This window comes from Corynebacterium poyangense, assembly GCF_014522205.1.
Lineage (GTDB): Bacteria > Actinomycetota > Actinomycetes > Mycobacteriales > Mycobacteriaceae > Corynebacterium > Corynebacterium poyangense.
On record NZ_CP046884.1, the window covers coordinates 644672 to 667095 of the forward strand.

Below are 22424 nucleotides of genomic sequence, written 5' to 3' on the forward strand. Positions count from 1 at the left end.
CGTTATGTGAAGGTTACCGTGCTAAAGGCAGCGGGATTGTAGATGGTGTGCGGGTGCAGCCGGTCAGCGAACCGACCCCACAGGTTGGGGTCCGAGTCACTTCGTTGCCGCTTTTGATTTTCAGCGGCGCGGATTTTTTGTTGAATAACGGCGGTTAGCGCGGCTACCTCAGGTGCGCTGGGATTGCCTTTGATAACTCGAAAAAGTGGAGCTTCATTCATAATCTCGTGTTGTTCCTGACGTCGTAATGTTCTAGAGGGGGATATTGCCATGTTTCTTTAGCGGCGGATACACCACTTTTCGATCGAGTAATTCCAGACCGTCGATCAATTGTTTCCGAGTGTCCGACGGCGGGATCACCGCATCCACAAGTCCGCGTTCCGCCGCAACATAGGGGTTGAGATACCGCTCGCTGTATTCCGCCTCGTACTGTTGCATCATCTCGGCGGTGTCTTTGCCCTGAGTAGAAGCTTTTTCTAGCTTCTGTTGATACAGTTCGCGCACCGCCCCTGAAGCCTCTTGGGCGGCAATTTCAGCAGTAGGCCAGGCAAATACCAGATCCGCGCCCAGGTCCTTTGACCCCATGAGGACATAACCCGGCCCCATAGCGCGTCGGACAATCACCGTAATTTTTCCAACCTGGGCTTCGGCATAGGCGTACGCCAGGGCGGCCCCGTGACGCAAAACAGCACCATGTTCTTCCTCAACGGCCGGTTGGAATCCGGGAATATCAACGAATTCCACGATGCTGATATTGAAAGCATCGCAGGTGCGGATGAATCTGGCGGCTTTGGCAGCAGCGGCCTCATGCAAGCACCCGGCTACCTCGGTGGGCTGATTAGCGATCACACCAACACTTCGACCATCAATTCTGGCTAAAGCAGTAATGATATTCGGAGCGAAGTCTTCCTGCAGCTCAAGGAGATCTCCGTCATCTACTACGTGGCGGAGAACTTCCCGCATGTCATAGGGGGCAGTGCTGGAATCCGGAATGATCGCGTCCAATTCGGGGTTCGCAGATTCGGGTACTTCACCGGATAGCCGGGGTGCGAGCGCACGATTATTGACCGGAAGCCGGGAAATAATATCGTGAATCACGGCGGTAGCGTCGTGATCAGTATCGGCATAGAGATGGGCGGTTCCAGACTCCCTCAGGTGGACCTGGGTGCCACCGAGCCCGACGGGGTCAGTGTCAACTCCGCTGACCGTGCGAACGACGTCGGGATCGGTGAGGTGCATGGCTGAACGATCACCCACCATCACAATCACATCGGCCAAAGCCGGCATGAATGCCTGGGGGCCACAGCATTGCCCATCCACCACGGCAAGATGAGGAACTAATCCTGAAGCTCGCGATAACGCGCTGAGGATTTTTGCTTGCATGGCTAAGGGCACAATTCCTTCGACTAGTCGAGCCCCTGCACCTTCATAGAAGCCGATGAGCGGTACACCAGTTTTGGTGGCGAGTTCAATGACCTTCATGATCTTTTCCCCGTGTACCTCTCCCAGCTGCCCACGAAATATCGTGTCATCCTGGGAAAATACACACACTTTCCGGCCTTGAATCATGCCATAGCCGGTGACAACTCCATCACTGGGAGGCCGGTTTCGGTCTGCATCAAAGTCCGTGGCCCGATGCCGAGCAAGGGCGTCGATCTCTACGAAGGAGCCTTCATCTACTAATGCTTCTACCCGTTCCCGGGCGGTCAATCGACCAGCAGAATGGGTCTGTTCCACCGTCTCTTTGCCAACCGGTGCTTGGGTTTCAGCCAAGCGGGTTGACAGATCAGCGATTTTCCCGGCGGTAGTTTTCAGATCATTCTCAGCGGCAGTCATGGTTCATTAGTCTAAGTGCTAACCTTCTGCAATGAGAACCCGGGCTTATAGTGGGATGTTTCCGTGCTTGCGAGCGGGGCGGGAAACATTCTTGTCGCGATAAAGCCGCAGGTTCCGCACAATCGCCCCACGCGTCTCGCACGGCAAAATCACCGCGTCAATCAAGCCGCGTTCGGCTGCCTTATAGGGATTGAGCATGTAGTCCTCAAACTCACGCTCAAAACTGGCAGCTAGCGCCTCTACATCTAAGCCTTTTTCGGCGGCGTTTTTCAGTTCCTTCCGGTGGATAAAGCCCACGGCACCTTTCGCGCCCATGACCGCAATTTGAGCAGTTGGCCAGGCCAAATTGACATCTGCGCCTAAACCTTTAGACCCCATCACGCAGTAGGCTCCGCCATAGGCCTTACGCATAGTCACCGTAATCTTCGGCACGGTTGCTTCACCATAGGCATAGAGCAGTTTAGCTCCCCGACGGAGAATTCCACCATGCTCTTGGTTAGAGCCGGGGAGGAACCCCGGAACGTCAACCAGCATGACAATCGGGATATTGAAGGCATCACACGTACGGACAAATCGAGCGGCCTTTTCTGAAGAGTCAATATCCAAGCATCCGGCAAAATGTGTTGGTTGATTGGCAACAAACCCAACAGTCTCACCTTCAATCCGACCAAAAGCGATGACCACATTCGGTGCTCGATCAGCCTGGATCTCTAGATATTCTCCCTCATCGACGAGGCATTCAATAACCTCGTGGACGTCATAGGGAATCGTGGGGGAGTCCGGGATGATCCCATCGAGTTTGAGATCATCCGGGGTGAGGTTGTCATCAATCGAACCGTGATCCTGTTCGGCGATAACCGCTGGTGGTCGTTGCCGGTTATTGGACGGAAGGTAGCTCACAAGATCAGCCACCCAGTCCAGAGCTTCGGCGTCGCTTTGGGCAGTGTAATGAGAGTTGCCGGCGTGAAGCATATGAACTGAAGCTCCACCCAGCTCTTCCTGGGTGATTTCTTCTCCGGTGACAGTGGTAATAACGTCCGGACCGGTGACGAACATCTTCGACGTTTTATCAACCATAACTACGAAGTCCGTCAGGGCCGGGGAGTAGGCATTACCGCCAGCGCAGGCGCCCATAATAACGGAAATCTGCGGAACTACGCCGGAATTATTGATGTTGTGCCAGAACGTGCGGGCAATCATGTCCAAGGAGACCGCGCCATCCTGGATGCGGGCGCCGGCACCTTCATATAGACCAATAAGAGGGCGACCAGTAGTGGTAGCCAGCTCCATGATCTTGAGCATTTTTTCGCCATAGACCTCACCGAGAGCTCCACCAAAGACCGTTCCGTCCTGGGAGAAAATGCAGACTTCTCGGCCGTCGATAGTGCCCCACCCGGTAACGATTCCATCAGTGACCGGGCGTCGAGCATTCATACCGAAGTCATGAGTGCGGTGGCGGGCGAGCTGATCAGTTTCCACGAAGGATCCCTCATCAAGCAGGTAGTCGAGCCTTTCACGGGCAGTAAGCCGCCCTGCATCCCGAACCTTGTCATGAGCAGCAGTGCCCATGGGGGCTTGGGCTTCTTCTCGGCGAGCGCGCAGATCAGCAAGTTTTTCTGCAGTGGTGCTCAAGGTAGGGAGCTCTTCGACTTCTACAAAACGTGAGGAAATGGTCATGTTTTGGGAGCCTAGACCACAAGTATATTTGTTTTCCAGACGAAACGACGTGATTTTTTTCACAAAATTTAATTTATGCAGGTTAGGGGCAGGAAACTAAATCAAAATGAGTGCAAGCCTTAGACTATAAATTTATGGATGTCTTTGATACCACCCTGTTAAGGAAAGAACTTCCGGGGTATCGCCGCATTACCGCGGTTCAGGAAAGCACCTCAACTAATGCAGAGCTCTTAGCCGATCAACTTGCCCCACCGTTGTCAGTATTGCTCACTACTTCCCAAACCCAGGGTCGGGGCCGGATGGGCAGACAGTGGATTGCTGTGCCAGGGGCTCTTTTAGCTTGCTCCGTTTTACTCCACCCGAGTGCACGGCAGTGTGAGGCTATCGGCACCTTACCTTTAGCGACGGGCTTAGCGATAGTCGAAGGACTCCGGGATATTGTGCGGCCACAGCTAGGAGAAAACGTGGCCGATCACCTGATGTTGAAGTGGCCCAATGATGTGTTGTGGTCTGGAAAGAAGATTTGCGGAATTTTAGCCGAAGGAATCGGGTTTCCTCAGGCACCTAGGGTAGTGACTGGATTTGGCATTAATATCTCACTTACTGAGGAACAATTACCAGTACCGCACGCTACGTCCTTAGGGTTGCAGGGAATAGAAACTACCGCCCAGGATGTTGCTATAGCTACGTTGCGGCGGCTAGAACATCGACTTCAACAGTGGGGTTCTCCAGACCCTCAAGCACATCAACTACTCATCGAAGACTATCGGAAAGTCTGTGCCACCCTATCAGCTGAAGTCCAGGTTGAAGCACCGCTCGGCAATATCCACGGTGTCGTCACAGATATCGCTGAAGACGGTCGGTTGAGAGTGAAGGAAGCCAGCGGACAGATTCACGAGGTATCCGCCGGCGATGTAACGCACCTTCGCAGTGCTGGACAAACCTATAGCTAAGTCAACAAGCTAAACTAAGCCGACATGGGAGATTTTCGCTTGGGCCCAGGAGAACAGGTGCAGGCAGACCTGACTGCTCCGCTGCGTACCATGGTGTTTCCTGTCCTTGAATTAGTGGCAATGACCGGAATCTTCTGGATCGGTATTGGCTGGTTAGACCGGGGGATCGTTGCTGTGGATATGCAGCAACGCAACCTGGTGGTATTGCTGTGGATGGCATTGGTGGTGTGGCGATTTATTGTGCCGCTTTTGCGGTCCCGGCGCCAAAGATTCATCCTGACTAACCATCGCATCCTTGTCCGTGCTCCTAAACTACGCGCTCCGCTTGATAGTATTGCCCTCCGCGATGTGCGAGGCGCTGCCCGACGTCGTGGCGGAATTTCCCTAGCTGTTGCCGGTTACCGTCGACCAATGTTTTTCCCTCAGATTCCTCGAGCCAAGAAGGTTGCGGCCATGATTGAAACTCATGCCCCCTACTGCCAGCAGATAGCAACGTGGTAGGTCGTTATAGTAAGGGCCGTGACACATTCCAGTTCTGCTGATCAACATCCTGCTCATGCCCCCGGAGTTCCCATCACCACCGTGATAGGTGACGGTCAACTCGCCCGAATGATGCACAGCGCCGCCATTGAGCTTGGTCAATCCATTCGTTTACTGGCCGGAGCCCCACACGCATCTGCTGCCCAAGTAGTGTCAGATTGCCTTATTGGTGATTACACTAACCTTGCTGATTTACGACAAGCTGCTGCGGGGGCCACTGCACTGACCTTTGACCATGAGCATGTTCCCACCGAATGCTTGCACAAGTTGATAGCTGAAGGGGTCAATGTCCAGCCTGGTCCCGAGGCGTTGATTTACGCCCAAGACAAATTGCTGATGCGCCAGAAACTGCGTGAAATTGGTGCCCCGGTCCCACCCTTTGCGGCGATTAATTGTGAGCAAGATATTCGGGATTTTGCTGAAGCAGTGTCAGGGGAGGTGTGTCTCAAGGCGTGCCGAGGTGGTTATGACGGCCACGGTGTGTGGTTCCCCTCCACCCCAGATGAGGCCGCCGCCTTAGTTACGAAGCTGCGAGCTCAAGAAACTCCCTTGATGGCTGAGAAGAAGGTTCCGCTGACCCGAGAACTTTCTACAATGGTGGCACGACGTCCATCTGGCGAGGTGCGGGCCTGGCCTGTGGTGGAATCAGTCCAAAGCGAAGGAATCTGTGCCGAAGCCGTAGCGCCAGCTCCGGGACTCAGCCCCGAACTTAGCCGTCGGGCCCAAGATCTGGCAGTGCGCATAGCCGAAGAACTGGGGGTTACTGGAGTGTTAGCCGTCGAGCTTTTCGAGTACCTCGATGAGGCTAACCAGCCCAGCATTGCTGTGAATGAGCTAGCCATGCGTCCTCACAACACTGGGCACTGGACTCAAGATGGGTGTGTGACAAGCCAGTTTGAGCAGCATTTACGAGCCGTCAATGATCAGCCCTTAGGTGCGACGTCTATGCTTGCCCCAGTCACCGTCATGGCCAACGTACTTGGTGGAGCGAACGACCCCGCGATGCCGATGTCCCAGCGAATGATGGAGGTGTGGCGCAGATTCCCCGAGGCGAAGATTCACCTCTATGGGAAAACTCACCGTCCAGGACGAAAGATTGGGCATGTGAACGTATCTGGTGATGATGTTGCTACTACCCGAGAAAACGCTCGCTTAGCTGCTGATTTTCTGGTCCATGCTGAGTGGGCGGATGGTATGGAAATCTAAAGCGAAAAACCCTAAACACCTACTTACCTCGGTTTTATGTGAAGGAGCAGACATGAACCCTCGCGTTGGATTAATTATGGGATCTGATTCTGATTGGGATACCGTGGTCCCGGCGGCGGAGGTCCTCGCAGACTTTGATATCCCTTTTGAAGTGGGAGTAGTTTCAGCTCACCGGACTCCAAAAAAGATGCTGGACTATGCCCAAACCGCTGAGCAACGCGGTATTAAATGCATCATTGCTTGCGCAGGTGGAGCGGCGCATCTTCCAGGGATGGTGGCCGCAGCCACTCCACTCCCGGTAATTGGGATTCCACGAGCTTTAGCGGACCTTGATGGTTTAGACTCTCTGCTTTCTATTGTGCAGATGCCAGGAGGGGTACCGGTCGCGACGGTATCAATCGGAGGAGCTAAGAACGCAGGCCTTTTGGCTGTTCGAATTCTCGGCGCAGGTGACCCAGAACTATGCAAGAAAATGGCACAGTACCAAGCACAGATGGCAGCTGAGGTGGAAGCTAAAGATGAACGACTACGCAACCGATTGATGAGGGAAGCTTAGTTAAACCGTTGGCTTCGCCAACGCCAGATCGCCACGGTGCTAATCACCAGCACCAGAGCTAGTATTGCTGGCCAGATTCGAGGTTCTGGCTGGCAAACATTGACGACTGCCTGGATGAGAGAAAGAACCGCGAAGGTCCCCACAAAACCTAAAAGTGTATCGGCCTTGAGTTTTGCGCGTCGCTCTGAGGAATGATGCGATGGGTCTGGGGAGTTAACCACGAAGTCATTGTCCTTACTCATGGTAAGTCCCGCTGAGTATTAGGCTTTAACACCGCCGGCGGTCAAACCAGCCACAATTCGGCGTTGGAATACTAGAACCATAATGATCAGTGGGATTGTCACTAAGGAACCAGCCGCCATAATAGCAGCGTAGGGGAACTCAAACTGGCTGGGGCCGGAGAATCGAGCAATAGCTACCGTGACTGGCTCAGTGGCGTTGGTGGACAATTGTCGGGCGAGCATGAACTCATTCCACGTGGCGATGAAAGCTAAAATAGCGGTGGTAAATAGTGCCGGGGCGGCGAGGGGGAGAAGTACTTTACGGAAAGCCTGTCCCCGGCTAGCTCCGTCAACGCGAGCTGCTTCTTCTAATTCCCAGGGCAATTGGCGGAAGAACGATACCAAGGTATAGACGGTAAGCGGCAGGGCGAAAGAAATATTCGGAATAATTAAGGCTTGGTAGGTGCCAATCCAGTTGAGATCTCCGAAGAGCTGAAAAAGAGGAGTAACGAGGGCGATTCCGGGGAACATGGAGGCCGCTAAGATGATTCCGGTCACTACGCCTTTGAAGGTAAAATCAAGGCGAGCAATAGCGTAGGCGGTAAAAACTCCAAGCATGACGGCTAGGGCGGTGGTGACTAGACCGATGATGAGGGAGTTAGTGATGGCGCCTAGAAAATCATTTCCCGTGTTGGTGGCCAGAGCATCGCGGAAATTATTCAGAGTAAGATGCGTAGGCCACGGGGTGGTGTCGAAGGTGTATTGAGATTCTCTCAGAGCAGTAACCACCATCCAATAAAAGGGAGCTAGTCCCCAAAAAAGGATGAGAATGACGCCAAGATAGTTTCCGATTATTGCCGGCACCGAGGGTTTCATGAGACTTTTTCCAATTCTTCCTGTTTTGCCGCTTTATCTTTGCCCCAGAGTTTCCGTTGGGAACCACGTTCAGACCCAGCGACGTCGGCGCCTAGGAAACGAATCATGATAAAAGCAACAAAGAAAATCAGGAGAAAGATGAGGGTAGAAAGGGCTGAAGCGGAGTTGAAATTGTTCTGGCGGAGATCACTGACGACAAGTTGAGAAATCGTCGCCGTGGGAGAATTTGCCGATGGGGAAATCATGATGACAGGGAGGTCATACATTCTTAAGGCGTCGAGAGTTCGGAACAATATGGCCACCATGAGCGCAGGGCGCACCAGAGGCAAAGTAATAGTGACAAAACTTTGCCAGGTTTTAGCGCCGTCTACTCGAGCAGCTTCGTAGACATCCCGAGGAATCATTTGTAAACCAGCGAGGATGAGAAGTGCCATAAAGGGAGTAGTTTTCCAGACATCAGCGATGATAACTGCTCCACGAGCTGCCCACGGGTCAGTAGTCCAGGCTATGGGGTGAGGTAAGAGGGAATTGATAAGGCCTCGATCTGCGAAAAGAAATTGCCACAATTTGGCGGTGACCGCAGTAGGGATAGCCCACGGCACGAGTACCGCTGCTCTGAGTAGGCCGCGGCCCTTGAAATCTCGGTTCATTACCAGGGCCATGGACATGCCGAGTACCGTTTCTAAGGTGACAGTGACCACGGTGAAGAACAAGGTGATGCGAAGAGCAGGCCAAAAATCGGTTGCTAACACCCCTGGCGGGCAGGTCCCTACTTTTCCGGATGGAGTCATGCAGCGTTGGGTGAGCCAATAGAGGTAGTGATCAAGCCCGGCAAATCCCCCGGAGGTAAATAGTCCGGTAGCAGGGTCGAGAGTTTTGTCCGCGTGGAATGACAGAAAAATAGCGCGAAGAACCGGGTATCCAATTACTATTGCCAGCACAATGAGGGTGGGGGCAATGAGAAAGGCAGCGGTTCGAAACTGTCTGGTTTTCCCCATGGCTGAGGACTCCTTCGTGAGGAATACTGGGCAAATTGTCGATGAAACAACCGAAGTGCTGAGGCAAGAAAGCCTGCACCTGAGTGACTCAAAATGCAGGCTATAGATTACCTTATAGCGGAATTATCCGGCCGCGTTGGTAATAGCGGCAGACATATCCTTGGTGGCGTCATCAACGCTACGGCCAGCTGTTAAGGCTGCGTAGGCGTTGTCTTGGATGGCCTTGGAAATGGCGGTGTAGAAGGGGCTTACCGGCCGTGGAACCGCGTTTTCTAAGGAGAGTTTCAGAGCGGGCAGATAGGGATACTTCTTCACTAGCTCAGCGTCATCATAGATGGAGGACAAAACTGGTGGGAAAGAATTATCTGCAAAAGAGCGCTGGTTATCTTCATTGATGATGAACTTAATGAAGTCCCGAGCGGTAGCTTTGTGCTCAGAATTGATGTTGATGCCATTGTTATAGCCACCGAGGGTAGAAACACCAACCCCATCTTTGCCGACTAAAGGTTGCACCTCTACGGGGATTCCAGCTTTAACAGCATTGGTGTACATATACGGCCAGTTGACTGCAAAAGCGGTGTCTCCACCAACAAAAGCCTGGTTGGTTTCTTCTTCGGTAGCCGAAAGCGATCCTTTAGCGATGGTGTTGTCTTTCAGCCCATCCACCATTGCTTGTAGACCATCTTTTGAACCTTGGGATTCCACATTGGGGGAGCCGTCTTCGTTAAGGATGGAACCGCCCCAGCCTTCCATGAAGTCGGCAGTATTTACGGTGAGCCCTTCATATTGCTTTAGCTGAAGCGTTAAGCAATCCTTGGATTTCTTTTCCCCCTGGCGGGAGTCACAGTCTTGTTTGAGCTGAGTCCAATTTTCTGGTTGGTGCTCTACCAGGTCCTTGTTGCGGAATAGGAGCTGGCCGTTGGTATTTTGTGGCAATGCATAGAGTGTGCCGTTGTAGGTGGCAGATTTGACGGTTGCGGGAAGTAAACCGGAGGTATCTACCTGTAAATCTCCGGTAAGTGGGGCAAGCCACTGATGGGCGGCGAAGTCGGCCGTCCACACCACGTCCAACGCCATAACGTCGTATTCGGAATTTCCGGCTTGGAGCGATTGCACCAAGGTATCTCGCTGGTCATCAGCTTCACCGGCTAGCTCATGCAAAGTGACTTTCTCATCGGCATGTTGTGAATTCCAGGACTCCACAATGGGTTTGACCAGGTCAATGTCATTCTTCCCCATGGCAAACGTGATCGGACCGCGACCGTCAGTGTTGTTAACCGTTGGGGTTTGCGTGCTGTCTGATGAAGATGAAGAACAACCGCTCAGGATCAGAGAACCAGCTACGACGCTGGCTGCCAGGACGGCTCCGGTTTTTCGGGTGAGTCGACTCGACATATATGACACCTTTCCGTTAATGATTCCCCAACAAATGTAGTGATTTTTCTAAAAAAACACCCAGAAAGTGGTGCAGGTCACCCCCTTGAGGGGTTAATTCGCGACGCCTAATCTAGGCGTTCTCCGGTATGGATATCGAAGAGGTGGGCGTCCTGCGGGGAAAAGGTCAAATTGATATGGTCGCCTCGTTGGGGCACGTGATCGGCCCCTAAACGTGCCACTAAGGTGGTGTCTGGAGTGTCTACGCTATGGGCATAGACATAACTTTCCGAGCCCAGTTCTTCCACGATATCGACAACCGCTGCAAGGTTCGGATGGCCAGCGGGTGCATTCTGCTCAGAAATAACACGGACATGTTCAGGACGAATCCCGAGCTCAATTTCTCCATGCGTGTGGTCCTGGTAGCGGAAGAGATTCATGGCGGGAGAGCCAATAAAGCTGGCGACGAAAGAATTCATGGGATGGCGATACAGCTCTCGGGGAGGAGCGACTTGCTGTAGCACCCCATCTTTAAGGACCGCGACTCGATCGCCCATGGTCATCGCTTCAACTTGGTCATGGGTGACGTAGACCGTCGTCGTACCTAATCGACGCTGTAGTGCTGCCAGTTCCGTGCGGGTTTGAACCCTTAACTTGGCGTCTAAGTTGGAGAGTGGTTCATCCATGAGGAAAACCCGAGGATTGCGCACGATGGCTCGCCCCATTGCTACGCGCTGACGTTGGCCACCAGAAAGGTCCTTAGGGCGACGATCTAAGTAGTTTTCCAGACCTAGGAGTTTGGCGGCCTCGGTGACTTTCTGCTCAATCTCTGGCTTCGGCACCTTCTTGAGGGAAAGTGAAAAACCCATATTTTTAGCCACGCTCATGTGCGGATACAGGGCGTAGTTCTGAAACACCATAGCGACGTCACGTTCGGCTGGGTCCATATGAGTGACATCTTGACCGCCGATTCGGATGGTGCCGGACTCAACCGGCTCAAGGCCGGCGAGAGAACGTAAGGTGGTGGATTTGCCGCACCCTGAGGGTCCGACGAGAACCAGGAACTCCCCGTCCTCGATGTCAAGATGAAAATCCCGTACAGAGGGGGTGTCTGCACCGGGGTAGCGGATTGTGACGCTGTCGAAGCTAACCGAAGCCATGACTAAAAAGTATCAGACGCTGTTTCGGGGGTGGTCGCTATCACAACGCTTCTTGTTGGATTACCTATCATTCGATAGGGTAAGTAAGTGGTACCAATCACAATTAATAAATTACGGACTGAGTTGGAGAAAGGATAAGCGATGAGTAGCAACGAGACTAATGGGCATTCCGAAACGACTCCCCCAGAAACCGCGCGGTGGAAAGTCATAGGACCTGGGCTTGTAGCTGCTGCCACAGGTGTGGGTGGTGCTGATCTAGTAGCAACTCTGGTCGCAGGCCAAAGATTTGGTTATGCCCTGCTATGGGCATGCATAGTCGGAACGATTATGAAAATTGTGCTGGTAGAAGGAGTAGGTCGTTATACTCTGGCCACGGGAAACACTATCTTCCACGGTTGGCGTTCTCTTGGGGTATGGACCACGTGGTATTTCGCCCCCTATATCGTGATCTGGGGATTCGTCTATGGAGCGGCGGGTACCAGCGGGGTGGCGTTACCCCTTTCTGCGCTTTTCCCCGGAGTGGATCTGAAGATTTGGGCGGTCGTGGCAGGGCTTATTACCTTCGCTCTGGCTTGGTTTGGCCGATACCGCTTTATCGAAAAACTCATGTCCTTCATGGTGCTGGTGATGTTTCTTACTGTCGTGGGAATTGCCACGCTGTCCTTGAAACACCTCCCAGAGATACTGACCGGCCTGGTTCCCACGTTGCCGGAGAATTCCTTTATCTACGTGCTCTCTCTAGCCGGAGGAATTGGTGGAACCATCACTTTGGCAGCCTACGGTTACTGGTTCCGGGAAAAAGGCTGGCATGGTCCCCAGTGGATGAATATTATGCGCTGGGATAACACCGTAGCCTATGTAGTGACGGGTATTTTCGTGATCTCCATGCTCATCATCGGTGGTGATCTTCTTTATAACGCCAACATTGCCGTTCGGAGTCAAGAATCAGGGCTATTAGATCTTGCTACTGTTCTCCAGGAACGCTACGGAACTGTTGTGTGCAAGATCTACCTCATCGGCTTTCTCGCAGCCGCCTTTTCTTCCATCCTGGGGGTCTGGAACGGGGTGTCCCTCATGTTCGCGGATTATATTGGTCATCTCAAACAGCTCCCCCAGGATCATCACGATGTTCACGTCGGAGGCAAATACTTCCGGTTCTACGTCTTGTGGCTAACGTTCCCACCCATGTTGCTCCATTTCCTCGGGAAACCCACCTTTTTGATCTTGAGCTATGGAGTTCTCGGCGCCTTCTTCATGCCATTTTTAGGTTTAACTCTCTTGCTTTTGCTCAACACCAAACACACTCCTCAAAAATGGCGCAACGGATGGTTCGTTAATACTTTGATGATCATTATTTCGGCTTTATTCATCATGACCTGTGTCAACGAGCTCACCAAGGTCTTTGCTGGATAATCTGCATTCCCGGCACAGGAGTTCAGATCAATTGTGTCCGGAAGCAAAAAGCAATAGGAGAAGCGGAACAGGGGTGGGCAACTGATCTGGCAGAAACCGTGTGCCTTGTTGTGGCTGCGTTATGACAACAACCACAGTGAACCTCCCAGAGCTAGAATGCTGAGCACGAGTCCTAAGGCTGCAAAAGCTAACCAATTGACGGTCTCGCCGCGGCGTTTCATCTGATCTGCCCATAACAAGGTTGCTAACGACGCCCACGGGCTAATCACTGGGCCGGCGTTGACGCCCAGGAGCAACGCGAAAAGCGCAGAAGGCGAGTTCGCGGCGGGTTCTAGAGCTAGGTAGGCAGGAATATTGTTGATGAGATTGGCAGCAAGGGCTCCTGCTATTCCAAGTCCCCAGAGTTGCGAATGTCCGTCGAAGGATTGAAGCGGATGAAGAAGCAGATCTAGAAGTCCTAGTTTATGAATGAGGGCGGCCCAGGACGTTAAGGCAAAAATAAAAGCCATTGAGCCCCACGGGACTATATGAAAATTCACGCTGTGAGGGCGACAGACACGGGCAATAAGGCAGCTAGCGGCGGCTGCTATCCCAGCGCTGAGCCACACCGGGATGGGAGTGAGAAGGAAGGGGAGTAGGACCACTATGACGGTGGTGTGAGCGAGCACTTCAGGGGTGAGTGGAAAGCGGGGGACGCGGTGAGATGAATCCTCGTAACGAGCGGTGGCGTGATGGCTGGATGTGGTTATTCCGGCGAGAAGGAGCGGAGTTCCTGCTGCGATGAAGGCCAGATAACTAGCCGGGGCCCAGGAATAGGCCAAGAATTCAGATGTTGAGGAGATCAGACCAGTTTGTACTGCAAGGAGGTTAGTCAGATTAGAGATCGGCAGCAGCATGGATCCTAAATTGGCCAGCCAGATAACAGATAGTGCTGCTGGGAGCACCGGAATTCGGGTATTTCTTGCTAGGAGGATTGCTACCGGTGTGATAAGTACCGCGGTGGTATCCAAGGAAAAGAAGACGGTGGAAAAGAGGCTCAACAGCACTATAACTAGCCAGGTGCTCGCCGGGCGGCGGGGTTGAACACGAGAGAGCAACGCTTCGAAGGTTCCGGCGTCGGAGGAAATATTGACGATAATTGTCATAAAGCTGGCGAAGCTAAGCACCGCGAGGACTCGGGTAAGAAAAGATGTCGCTGCAGTACTATCGAGAAAACCAAGCCAGATGAGGGCTAGTGCGGCGCTAGCGCCCAAACTTAAGGGAAGTTTCACAGTCGGATATCGACCTTCTCCCGCTGGGCGATATCGTTGAGGCGTTCGGTGGACACCAGGCCGGAAACGACCACGATGCTGGCTTGGGCAGCTAGGGGGGCAAAAACCTGGTGCCAAAAATCAGCTGTGCTGTGCCAGCCGGGTGATAGGTAGCGTTTTCCGGCGCAGTAGGTGGGGTGTTGAGCGCCGGGCGGTGGGGCGGTGGTTGCACGGTAGGTGTCTACTAGCTCCTTGAGTGGAGGTACAGGCTGAAGAAATTGGTCGCCATAGAACCGGACCGTGGGCCCAAAGTCTATGGCTTCGGGGGTGGGAAGCTCCTTGCCGATTTCTGTTACTCCTCGACCAAAAGGATCATCGCTAAGCACAACGAGTTCTGCGCCGCTTTCTTTCGCTAAGTCAGCAACGGTGTCAGCCTCGGCTAAACGGCAGAACACGATATCGCCGTTGACTGGGCTGTCTACTGGGCACAGGGTGAAATCTATTCCGGCGGTGACGGCGCCGAGCGCAATAACCACGGCTTGCCATCCCACAGGCAATCGAAGTTCAATGGATGTCTCGCCTGGTTCAGCCTCAAATTCTTCACAGAGCATATTGCCAACCTTTGCCGCCCAGTTGTCTAAAGTCAGGGCGGAAAAGTCAAGCCGAGCTCCGGTATCTTCTTGGTACACCGTTAATCGGGGGGTGGCTGGATCATCGGCTAAGAGGTCTGCGAGCAAATCCATACTCTCAGGGTACGGTAGAAATTATGCCGGTGCCGATTCCCCATCCAGAAGACTTACATCGGTGGGATCAGGTAGCCCACCGTTGCGCTGCGCGCGTAGTCCGAGGGTATTCCACGAGTTTTGGGCTTGGGATTTCCTTACTTCCGCCAGCAGTCGCCCGAGATATTTGTCATCTTTATGCGGTCGTTCGTATCGCTGATGAGATTGTCGATGGTACCGGAACTCAAGCCGGATTATCCCCGACGGATATTCGGGCCGCACTGGATCACTATGAACAATGCGTTCTCCAAGCGCCGAGCCAGCGCTTCCATACTGACCCGATTATGCATGCCTACGCAGATACTGCGGCCCGCTGCCACTTCCCGGAGCACTTAATCCGCTCCTTCTTCAGCTCTATGCGTCAGGATATTTGCGTCGAACCTCAAGGCCATAGTTACAGCCCTGAGGAACTTTCACACTATATCTATGGCTCCGCGGAGGTCATCGGCTTGTTGTGCGTTGCAGTATTTGCAGCTCATGACTCCTCGGCACCGTGGGAAAAGGAGCGACAGGATCGGGTGAATACCGGAGCGCGGGCACTAGGGGCGGCTTTTCAAAAAATCAATTTTCTGCGCGATATCGGGGCTGATTATCAACAGTTACATCGCACCTATCTTCCCGGGATTAGTCCTGATGACTTCCACGAGGATGCTTTAGGCGATCTCTTGGTATCAATTACCAAGGATTTAGACAGCGCAGATTCCGCTATTAAAGATCTTCCTGCTTTTTCTCAACCTGCAGTAGCGTCAATCAGCGCTCTTTTTCGACGACTTCATGAGGAATTGTCTTCTCGAACTATCTCGGAGATTATGCAGAGTCGAGTACGAATTAGTAACGCTGAGAAATTAAAAATAGTTCTAAAAGCCGTTACGTATACCCAGTGGCGGAATTGTCGAAAGGGAAAATAAATAATGCCGAGGTCTCTTCAGCCGGGAACAAAAATTGTGGTGATCGGTGGCGGGGTGGCAGGCCTAGCTAGTGCTGCTTTGCTTGCTGATCATGGTGCGGATGTATGCGTCGTCGATAATGGACGTCGACCGGGAGGGCGAGCTGGGAAACTAGAGTTGGCTGACTACCCGGGTTTTCGTTGGGATACCGGGCCGTCATGGTTCCTGATGCCCGACGCGTTTGAACACTTTTATCAGCTTCTGGGAACCTCGATAGACCAAGAGCTCACCATGACGCACTTGGAGCCTGGGTATCGGCTTTTTCCGGAGAACGATCACCCCGTAGATATCCCGCGTGGTATTGAAGCTGTGGCTCAGTTAGCTGAGTCTTTCGAATCCGGGGCGGGACAGAAAATGCGAGAGTATTTGACCCTCGCTGGTGAAGTTTATGAGATCGCTTGCCAACGTTTTCTTTATACAACGTTCACGACGCCGGCGCCGTTTTTACACCCGATAGTGATCCGCCGGTTGGGATTGTTACTTCAATTACTGGGAAAAAGTCTAGAAAGCTGGGTTAATCAGAATTTCAACGACACCCGGCTTAGACAAATGCTGAAATATCCGGCGGTATTTTTATCCGGTGAGCCACGCTCAATACCAGCGCTCTATCACTTAATGAGTCACACTGATCTAGTTCAAGGAGTTCGTTACCCTCAAGGCGGTTTCGCCGCGGTCATCAATAGTCTTATCCGGCTGTGCCAGCAACGAGGAGTGACATTTCGGCTACGGACCTCAGTTCAAGAAATAACCTGGGAAGCCTCACGGTCAAAAAATCCGCTCCGCAAAGCTCATGCCACCGGAGTTAACGCCGAAGAACGAACACCCGACGGGCCACGGAAGATTCACCTCGACGCCGACTATGTGGTTTCTACCGTCGATCTTCATCACAGTGAGATGGACCTTCTTCCTGCTCATCTCCGGACCTGGAATAACAAGCACTTTCGTCGGGTCAACCCCGGTATATCAGCGGTCTTGGTCATGGCTGGAGTCACCGGTTCGCTCCCTGAGTTAGAACACCACAACCTCTTCTTTAGCCACAATTGGGAGGTTGATTTTGATCAAGTACGACGCCCATTACAGTTCCGCCCCGGTGAGGATCCAGTAGCGCATACTCCCTTTTCCCGATCGGTGTATGTGTCAAAAACGTCGGCCACGGAACACGATGTTGCACCAGCGGGGCATGAGAATCTCTTTATCCTCTTGCCGGTGGTTTCAGACCCTCGGCTAGGGCACGGGAATCTTCATCACCAAGAGGCGTCCGCGTCGGTGTCGTATATCCAAGATCAAGTTATTGAGTTGATTTCCCGACGAGCCAATATCCCAGATCTTCGCTCCCGGATAGTCATCGCCAAAACGTTGGGTCCAGCCGATTTCTTGGAACAGCATCATTCTTTCCATGGTGGTGCTATTGGGCCAGCCCACACCCTCGTGCAATCGGCTTTCTTCCGGGGTGCAGTTCGTAGTTCCGCCGTTGACAACCTCTTTTTTGCAGGAGCTACTACTCGCCCAGGAGTAGGGGTGCCTATGTGTTTGATTTCCGCAGAAAACGTGCTTAAAGCAATGACCGGGGACCGAACTTCCGGCCCCCGGAAAAGCAGGGAACAATGAGGTAGTTATTCCAAACTAATTCACGCAGCGTGGCCCGTTGCCGCCGGCGTCAATCTTGGGAGACTCTGGCAATTCTCCCATATCCGAACCTGGCTGACCCACGACGCTCTTTTCCTCGGCTGCACTTTCTTGCAGATCGCCATGAGGTCCGTGGTAGTCATTATGGGCAACGACGATAATGGTCCCCGGTTCGAGGGAGGAATTTTCTTTTACTTCAAGCCCGCCAAGGGCATTGGCGAGTTCATGGCCGGCGTCTTCGCTGCCAGGGGCCACGAGGATTTGGCTCGTGGAATACACCCCAGGGCGGGAATTTCCGGTTTCTACCACTTTTAGTCCATCGTCTTTAAGAACTTTGGCGATGGCTCCAGCGAGACCCGGAGTAGACCCAGCGTTGAGCACGTGGACCTGGGATGTCTTGACTGCGTCGCTGAATTTCTCGGCAGGTTGAGCCGTGGTGCTAGAGCTTTCCGTGTTGTCGTTGTTCGGATCGTTCTTATCGCCCAACAGGTTCTTCATGAATCGATGGACTTCATCGACGTTGACGGTAACGATGGATTCCCCATAGTCGCCCACACCATCCAGTGAAGTTACTGGGATAGTGTTGAATACCACATTTCCGCCGGCGAGGTCCTGGAGTTGGGTGGCGAAGCTGATGATATCCCAGCCATCATCGAGCACCACAGAGCGCTGCACGGCTTGTCCCATATCGGAGAGCTTGCTGGGGTTAGTGAGCGTGCCGGCGGCTAACACTTTGTTGACGAGCGAAGCCATATACGCTTGTTGGCGGACAATGCGATCGAGATCACCGCGGGGGAGACCGTGACGTTGGCGAACAAAGGCTAACGCCTGAGGGCCGTTGAGAGTTTGCTGTCCGGCTGGGAAGTTAGCGCCGGAGAATTCATCATTGACTGGGGCGTTAAGACAAACATCCACGCCCCCAACAGCGTCGGTGAGTAAGACGAAACCAACGAGGCCAACCTCGGCGTAGTGGTCGACTTCTACTCCGGTTAGGTTAGCCACTGCCTGGATCAGGGCTTTTCGGCCTGCAACTTTAGAGCGTTCTTCAATTTCAGCATCGCTGAGGTGTTGTCCGCCTTGGGCTGCTTCAGCTCTGAGGTGTTCTGCCTCGCTAGCCTTGTGTGCGGCATAAACCCCATTGATCTTCATATTGCCGTTTTCGCCATCTTTAATGTAGGTGTCTCGCGGAATAGAGACGGCGGTGGCGGAGGAACCATCGTTAGGGACCCGAATCACCATCATGGTGTCTGTGTTATCGGCTTCCTCATCACCGGCATGAAGCATGTCAATTTCTTCAGGGGTAAGTTGATTCCCCTGGGCGTCGGTACGGGAATCAGATCCCACCAGCAAGATGTCGGTAGCGCCGTCAGCGGCGTGCCCGCGGGAGCCTTTACCACCACCGAGTGCGAGGTTCCCCGCGTTAGCGACGTCATTTCCCACCCGTCCCACGGCATACCAGCCAACGCCAGAAATCAGTAGCACGCACACCGCTAGGACAGCGAGAACAACTTTCAGAGGTTTGGGGCCCGCCTGGGTTAGTGAGGTAGCAGCCGAGGGCGCTGCCTTGATATTCCTTATGGGACGCTGCGGCTCGTTCACTCTAGGCTATCTTCCTCATAGACAATGGTTGAATCTCCGGATTTCTCCAGAGAAGAATACTACTGGACAGACGCCCGGGTGGCGTAAACCAATATTTTGGGGCTCAACGGTAGGATCCAAAGATTGTGAGTATTACGTCTTCTGTGCTTCCGGTGATTACCGTAACGTATTCACCGGGGCGTTATTTACGCACATTCCTGGATTCATTGCCATCAGCAACGACACACAACATTGTGGTCATCATGGCGGATAATGGTTCGACGGATGGCGCGCCGGAAGCTGCACAATGTGACGACGTTATACTTCTTCCCACTGGGGGGAATATTGGTTATGGTGCGGCGATTAACGCTGCTCTTCGGGAAGTCGATCGTTTGGGTATCGGCAATGACTTCGTTCTTATCGCCAACCCCGACGCTGTTTTTGATCCCAACAGTATTGACCAGCTACTAGAGTGTGCCGCCCGGCACCCACGAGGTGCAGCTTTTGGTCCGCGTATTCGAGAAGCTGATGGCAGCACCTATCCTTCGGCTCGCGCCTTGCCCACTTTGAGTAACGGGATTGGACACGCGATCTTGGGTGGGATCTGGGTGTCGAACCCTTTTAGCCGTGCGTATAAAGATGATCTGAATATGGACCAGGAACGGGAAGCCGGGTGGCTTTCTGGGTCCTGTCTTTTACTGCGGCGGAGTGCGCTGAACGAAATCGGTGGCTTCGATGAGCGTTACTTCATGTATATGGAAGATGTTGATCTGGGAGATCGCCTCCGGCGCGCCGGGTGGACCTCGATATTTTGTCCCACGTCGGTTATTACCCACGCCAAGGGGCATGCTGCTGGGTCACGTCCACGCCTCACCCTGAAGGCACACCATGACAGTGCCTATCGCTATCAGGCGGATCGGCATCCACAGTGGTGGCAGGCTCCCCTTCGGTGGACGCTAAAACTAGGTCTGCAATTGCGTTCCGTGGTGGCGCTGCAATCAGAGTTGCGTCGGCGTAACCAAGATAATCATGAAGACAGATGAGGTGAAAAAGATCATGGCAACGATGGCTGATACCGATGCCGTCATTTTGGTGGGTGGGCGCGGCACCCGGTTGCGTCCGTTAACCGTCAACACCCCAAAACCGATGCTTCCCACGGCGGGTTACCCCTTCTTGCAGCATCTATTGGCTCGGATCAAGGCGGCCGGCATTGAGCATGTAGTGCTTTCTACCTCATATCGAGCTGAAGTTTTTGAGCAGTACTTCGGAGACGGCTCGGATTTTGGTCTCGACATTGAATATGTCGTGGAAGAAGAAGCCCTAGGAACGGGCGGTGGTATTCGCAACGTCTATCCTCGGCTTCGTCATAACACCGTGATGGTATTTAATGGCGACGTTCTGGCGGGAACCGATTTAGCTGCTTTACTGCGTACTCATCACCAGAAAAATGCGGATGTGACCATGCACTTGGTTCATGTTACGGATCCACGAGCTTATGGTTGTGTGCCTACCGATGAGGAGGGGCGCGTCCTGGATTTCTTGGAGAAAACCGAAGATCCTCCCACGGATCAAATTAACGCCGGGTGTTATCTATTCCGTCGGGAATTGATCAAAGAAGCTATTCCGGCTGGACGTGCAGTTAGTGTCGAACGCGAGGTTTTCCCACAGCTTTTAGCTAACGGGCATCGGGTTATTGGACATGCTGATACGTCCTATTGGCGAGATATGGGGCGGCCCGATGACTTTATCCACGGCTCCTCAGATTTAGTCCGTGGCATCGCCTACTCTCCTCTCCTCGCCGGACGAACTGGTGAATCCTTGGTAGATGACACAGCCGGTGTGCGAGAAGGCGTCATCCTATTTGGCGGCACAGTTGTGGGTCGAGGAACAGAAATTGGTGCTGGTTGCCGGATCGACAGCTCGGTGATTTTTGACGGCGTCACTATTGAACCGGGAGCCAAGATCGATAACTCCATCATCGCCTCTGGTGCAAGAATCGGCGCCAACGCGCGTATTAGTCACTGCGTCATCGGCGAAGGCGCCAATATCGGGGCCCGGTGTGAGCTTCAAGGTGGAATGAGAGTGTGGCCAGGAGTGGCAATTCCCGACAACGGAGTCCGGTTTTCTTCCGACGCATAGCGGCGTGGGCATCTGCGCTTAGGCTGAGAAACTACATCGGATGGTCTTTATCTGGTGTGGTGGGGTTGCCTAAAATTCGTCATCATCAGCAAGGTCTGGGCGCTATCTAAGGGCGGTCTAGGATGGTTCTTAGCTAAAGGTTAACCCCTTACTTTAAGGGTGGGTAGTAACAAAGTGGGGATGGCTCACCAGGTGATTGGAAAATTGTGCCTAAAAAATCCTGAACCACAATATCTAGTACCCCCGATAATACCCCCTAGGTGTGAAAATTGTGACTTGTGTGAAATGTGACGTGGGAGAAGGGGAGAATCTTGCTGGAATCACTCGGCGCGGGTTGACGATATGTAGGGTTGGGTGTGTAATCACAACGGTGTAAGGCGAATTCTTGACCGCCCCTCCTTGCGGACGGGGAGCAAGTGCGAAGCCGAAGGATAGTTGTTGAGCAACGGAGAAAGGACAATGGCGTGGATGATGTGACAGACAGCGCCGTTCTCCGTGTAGGCGCTGCCGCGGAACTAAGCCTCGAAGAGCTTTTTGGGGCTGTTGAACAAGAGTGGCAAGACCAGGCTCTCTGTGCCCAAACTGACCCGGAAGCTTTCTTCCCGGAGAAGGGCGGTTCTACCAGGGAGGCCAAAAGAATCTGCAAAGCATGTCCGGTTCGGGATGAATGCCTAGAATTTGCCCTGGAACACGATGAACGTTTCGGAATATGGGGTGGCCTTTCGGATCGTGAGCGTCGCCGACTAAAACACCAGATCAGCTAATACTCAAACCGGGGATCTATATCTCGGGGATCGAGATTGAGGTACACCGCAACGAGGTGACTCAGAACTGTCGACAGTAAATCTCGGCGATCAACTACGTCCTGGGCGCGTTGTTCAATGGGTTTGCGAAAGAGAACGAGCCGAGCCCTTGTGGGAAACCCGTGGGAATCTACTCCAGCGGGAATGATGCGGCCCAACGGGACTGGGCCATCGGCAAAAATTTCCTCAGGAAGGACAGTCATATCGGCACTGAGTCTCATGCGGGGAATGGTGTCTACGGCAATGTCTAAGCCCTGGAGCTGATCAGCAAAGGCTTGCTGAATGGGGGCATAAGCTTCTAAAACGAGGGCGTCAAATTCTTCTCGGGGACTGCGAGAACGCGGAGCGTTTCGGGGGAAAAGCGGGCCACGGAGGCCGCGGCCGTGGCGGTCGCGAGAAGCAGAGGAAGGCATGGTTGTTAGCTTAAACCTGAGCGCGAAACTCGGCTTTAAGGCACGCGGGGGTTGAAAAGCTCAAGTAGAAGTCTAG

22 protein-coding genes are annotated in these 22424 nt (G+C 53.2%); 10 read left to right on the plus strand and 12 right to left on the minus strand.

The window, feature by feature from the left end; all coding sequences use genetic code 11:
• Positions 1-2: 2 nt before the first annotated feature.
• The 3 genes from GP475_RS03060 to GP475_RS03070 are packed head-to-tail and all read right to left on the minus strand — an operon-like array spanning position 3 to position 3513.
• Positions 3-221, minus strand: coding sequence for an acyl-CoA carboxylase subunit epsilon (locus GP475_RS03060; RefSeq protein ID WP_187975191.1), 219 nt, complete (start codon positions 219-221; stop codon positions 3-5).
• 31 nt (positions 222-252) lie between these two features.
• Positions 253-1836, minus strand: coding sequence for an acyl-CoA carboxylase subunit beta (locus GP475_RS03065; protein ID WP_187975192.1), 1584 nt, complete (start codon positions 1834-1836; stop codon positions 253-255).
• A 45-nt stretch (positions 1837-1881) separates the two neighbouring features.
• Positions 1882-3513 (minus strand): acyl-CoA carboxylase subunit beta, encoded by a 1632-nt coding sequence (locus tag GP475_RS03070; RefSeq protein ID WP_187975193.1) that lies wholly within the window; start codon positions 3511-3513, stop codon positions 1882-1884.
• Positions 3514-3647: 134 nt separating this feature from the next.
• On the opposite strand from GP475_RS03070, the gene GP475_RS03075 reads away from it, so the two are divergent.
• Genes GP475_RS03075 through purE form a run of 4 tightly spaced genes read left to right on the plus strand, consistent with a single transcriptional unit; the run spans position 3648 to position 6768 of the window.
• Positions 3648-4466 (plus strand): biotin--[acetyl-CoA-carboxylase] ligase, encoded by an 819-nt coding sequence (locus tag GP475_RS03075; protein WP_187975194.1) that lies wholly within the window; start codon positions 3648-3650, stop codon positions 4464-4466.
• Positions 4467-4490: 24 nt separating this feature from the next.
• The gene (locus GP475_RS03080) at positions 4491-4967 is read left to right on the plus strand and encodes a hypothetical protein (protein ID WP_187975195.1); all 477 of its coding nucleotides are present in this window, start codon (positions 4491-4493) and stop codon (positions 4965-4967) included.
• A gap of 18 nt (positions 4968-4985) precedes the next feature.
• Complete coding sequence (locus GP475_RS03085; RefSeq protein WP_187975196.1) at positions 4986-6212, plus strand: 5-(carboxyamino)imidazole ribonucleotide synthase; 1227 nt, start codon at positions 4986-4988, stop codon at positions 6210-6212.
• 52 nt (positions 6213-6264) lie between these two features.
• Positions 6265-6768: a 5-(carboxyamino)imidazole ribonucleotide mutase gene (purE, locus tag GP475_RS03090; RefSeq protein ID WP_187975197.1), complete on the plus strand. Its 504-nt coding sequence runs from the start codon at positions 6265-6267 to the stop codon at positions 6766-6768.
• On the opposite strand, the gene GP475_RS03095 is transcribed toward purE, so the two are convergent.
• From GP475_RS03095 to GP475_RS03115, 5 genes are all read right to left on the minus strand, one after another.
• Complete coding sequence (locus tag GP475_RS03095; RefSeq protein WP_187975198.1) at positions 6765-7010, minus strand: hypothetical protein; 246 nt, start codon at positions 7008-7010, stop codon at positions 6765-6767. The genes purE and GP475_RS03095 overlap by 4 nt on opposite strands.
• A gap of 18 nt (positions 7011-7028) precedes the next feature.
• Complete coding sequence (locus tag GP475_RS03100) at positions 7029-7865, minus strand: carbohydrate ABC transporter permease (protein WP_187975199.1); 837 nt, start codon at positions 7863-7865, stop codon at positions 7029-7031.
• Positions 7862-8863 carry a carbohydrate ABC transporter permease gene (locus GP475_RS03105; RefSeq protein WP_187975200.1) on the minus strand — a complete coding sequence of 334 codons (1002 nt, stop codon included), beginning with the start codon at positions 8861-8863 and terminating at the stop codon, positions 7862-7864. Before GP475_RS03105 ends, GP475_RS03100 begins: the two co-directional genes overlap by 4 nt.
• A 123-nt stretch (positions 8864-8986) precedes the next feature.
• A complete protein-coding gene (locus tag GP475_RS03110; protein WP_187975201.1) occupies positions 8987-10258 on the minus strand; it encodes an ABC transporter substrate-binding protein in 1272 nt (423 codons plus the stop codon).
• 107 nt (positions 10259-10365) lie between these two features.
• Positions 10366-11397 (minus strand): ABC transporter ATP-binding protein, encoded by a 1032-nt coding sequence (locus GP475_RS03115; RefSeq protein ID WP_187975202.1) that lies wholly within the window; start codon positions 11395-11397, stop codon positions 10366-10368.
• Positions 11398-11538: 141 nt separating this feature from the next.
• Between GP475_RS03115 and GP475_RS03120 the strand changes: the two genes are divergently transcribed.
• Positions 11539-12810 carry an Nramp family divalent metal transporter gene (locus GP475_RS03120; RefSeq protein WP_187975203.1) on the plus strand — a complete coding sequence of 424 codons (1272 nt, stop codon included), beginning with the start codon at positions 11539-11541 and terminating at the stop codon, positions 12808-12810.
• 119 nt (positions 12811-12929) lie between these two features.
• On the opposite strand, the gene GP475_RS03125 is transcribed toward GP475_RS03120, so the two are convergent.
• Both GP475_RS03125 and GP475_RS03130 read right to left on the minus strand, forming a co-directional pair.
• Positions 12930-14081, minus strand: coding sequence for an ArsB/NhaD family transporter (locus tag GP475_RS03125; protein WP_187975204.1), 1152 nt, complete (start codon positions 14079-14081; stop codon positions 12930-12932).
• The gene (locus GP475_RS03130; protein WP_187975205.1) at positions 14078-14803 is read right to left on the minus strand and encodes a TIGR03089 family protein; all 726 of its coding nucleotides are present in this window, start codon (positions 14801-14803) and stop codon (positions 14078-14080) included. The genes GP475_RS03125 and GP475_RS03130 overlap by 4 nt, the downstream gene beginning before the upstream one ends.
• 23 nt (positions 14804-14826) lie before the next feature.
• On the opposite strand from GP475_RS03130, the gene GP475_RS03135 reads away from it, so the two are divergent.
• Together GP475_RS03135 and crtI are read left to right on the plus strand one after the other, a co-directional pair.
• Positions 14827-15750: a phytoene/squalene synthase family protein gene (locus tag GP475_RS03135; protein WP_187975206.1), complete on the plus strand. Its 924-nt coding sequence runs from the start codon at positions 14827-14829 to the stop codon at positions 15748-15750.
• Between the two features lie 3 nt (positions 15751-15753).
• The gene (gene crtI, locus GP475_RS03140) at positions 15754-17397 is read left to right on the plus strand and encodes a phytoene desaturase family protein (protein WP_187975207.1); all 1644 of its coding nucleotides are present in this window, start codon (positions 15754-15756) and stop codon (positions 17395-17397) included.
• 15 nt (positions 17398-17412) lie between these two features.
• Here crtI and GP475_RS03145 read toward each other — a convergent pair whose 3' ends face one another.
• Positions 17413-19014: an LCP family protein gene (locus GP475_RS03145; RefSeq protein ID WP_187975208.1), complete on the minus strand. Its 1602-nt coding sequence runs from the start codon at positions 19012-19014 to the stop codon at positions 17413-17415.
• Between the two features lie 125 nt (positions 19015-19139).
• On the opposite strand from GP475_RS03145, the gene GP475_RS03150 reads away from it, so the two are divergent.
• From GP475_RS03150 to GP475_RS03160, 3 genes are all read left to right on the plus strand, one after another.
• A complete protein-coding gene (locus tag GP475_RS03150; RefSeq protein ID WP_187975209.1) occupies positions 19140-20036 on the plus strand; it encodes a glycosyltransferase family 2 protein in 897 nt (298 codons plus the stop codon).
• 13 nt (positions 20037-20049) lie between these two features.
• The gene (locus tag GP475_RS03155) at positions 20050-21132 is read left to right on the plus strand and encodes a mannose-1-phosphate guanylyltransferase (RefSeq protein ID WP_187975761.1); all 1083 of its coding nucleotides are present in this window, start codon (positions 20050-20052) and stop codon (positions 21130-21132) included.
• Between the two features lie 473 nt (positions 21133-21605).
• Positions 21606-21896: a WhiB family transcriptional regulator gene (locus GP475_RS03160; RefSeq protein WP_394367424.1), complete on the plus strand. Its 291-nt coding sequence runs from the start codon at positions 21606-21608 to the stop codon at positions 21894-21896.
• On the opposite strand, the gene GP475_RS03165 is transcribed toward GP475_RS03160, so the two are convergent.
• Positions 21893-22348, minus strand: coding sequence for a metallopeptidase family protein (locus tag GP475_RS03165; RefSeq protein ID WP_187975211.1), 456 nt, complete (start codon positions 22346-22348; stop codon positions 21893-21895). The genes GP475_RS03160 and GP475_RS03165 overlap by 4 nt on opposite strands.
• Positions 22349-22424: the final 76 nt, after the last annotated feature.

Excerpts from the sequence above, each read along its gene's own strand:
- GP475_RS03165 (WP_187975211.1), bottom strand. The coding sequence starts at position 22,348 with ATGCCTTCCTCTGCTTCTCGCGACCGCCACGGCCGCGGCCTCCGTGGC.
- GP475_RS03075 (WP_187975194.1), top strand. The coding sequence starts at position 3,648 with ATGGATGTCTTTGATACCACCCTGTTAAGGAAAGAACTTCCGGGGTAT.
- GP475_RS03070 (WP_187975193.1), bottom strand. The coding sequence starts at position 3,513 with ATGACCATTTCCTCACGTTTTGTAGAAGTCGAAGAGCTCCCTACCTTG.
- GP475_RS03080 (WP_187975195.1), top strand. The coding sequence starts at position 4,491 with ATGGGAGATTTTCGCTTGGGCCCAGGAGAACAGGTGCAGGCAGACCTG.
- GP475_RS03095 (WP_187975198.1), bottom strand. The coding sequence starts at position 7,010 with ATGAGTAAGGACAATGACTTCGTGGTTAACTCCCCAGACCCATCGCAT.
- GP475_RS03120 (WP_187975203.1), top strand. The coding sequence starts at position 11,539 with ATGAGTAGCAACGAGACTAATGGGCATTCCGAAACGACTCCCCCAGAA.
- purE (WP_187975197.1), top strand. The coding sequence starts at position 6,265 with ATGAACCCTCGCGTTGGATTAATTATGGGATCTGATTCTGATTGGGAT.
- GP475_RS03105 (WP_187975200.1), bottom strand. The coding sequence starts at position 8,863 with ATGGGGAAAACCAGACAGTTTCGAACCGCTGCCTTTCTCATTGCCCCC.
- GP475_RS03100 (WP_187975199.1), bottom strand. The coding sequence starts at position 7,865 with ATGAAACCCTCGGTGCCGGCAATAATCGGAAACTATCTTGGCGTCATT.
- GP475_RS03130 (WP_187975205.1), bottom strand. The coding sequence starts at position 14,803 with ATGGATTTGCTCGCAGACCTCTTAGCCGATGATCCAGCCACCCCCCGA.
- crtI (WP_187975207.1), top strand. The coding sequence starts at position 15,754 with ATGCCGAGGTCTCTTCAGCCGGGAACAAAAATTGTGGTGATCGGTGGC.
- GP475_RS03115 (WP_187975202.1), bottom strand. The coding sequence starts at position 11,397 with ATGGCTTCGGTTAGCTTCGACAGCGTCACAATCCGCTACCCCGGTGCA.
- GP475_RS03060 (WP_187975191.1), bottom strand. The coding sequence starts at position 221 with ATGAATGAAGCTCCACTTTTTCGAGTTATCAAAGGCAATCCCAGCGCA.
- GP475_RS03135 (WP_187975206.1), top strand. The coding sequence starts at position 14,827 with ATGCCGGTGCCGATTCCCCATCCAGAAGACTTACATCGGTGGGATCAG.
- GP475_RS03110 (WP_187975201.1), bottom strand. The coding sequence starts at position 10,258 with ATGTCGAGTCGACTCACCCGAAAAACCGGAGCCGTCCTGGCAGCCAGC.
- GP475_RS03065 (WP_187975192.1), bottom strand. The coding sequence starts at position 1,836 with ATGACTGCCGCTGAGAATGATCTGAAAACTACCGCCGGGAAAATCGCT.
- GP475_RS03155 (WP_187975761.1), top strand. The coding sequence starts at position 20,050 with ATGGCAACGATGGCTGATACCGATGCCGTCATTTTGGTGGGTGGGCGC.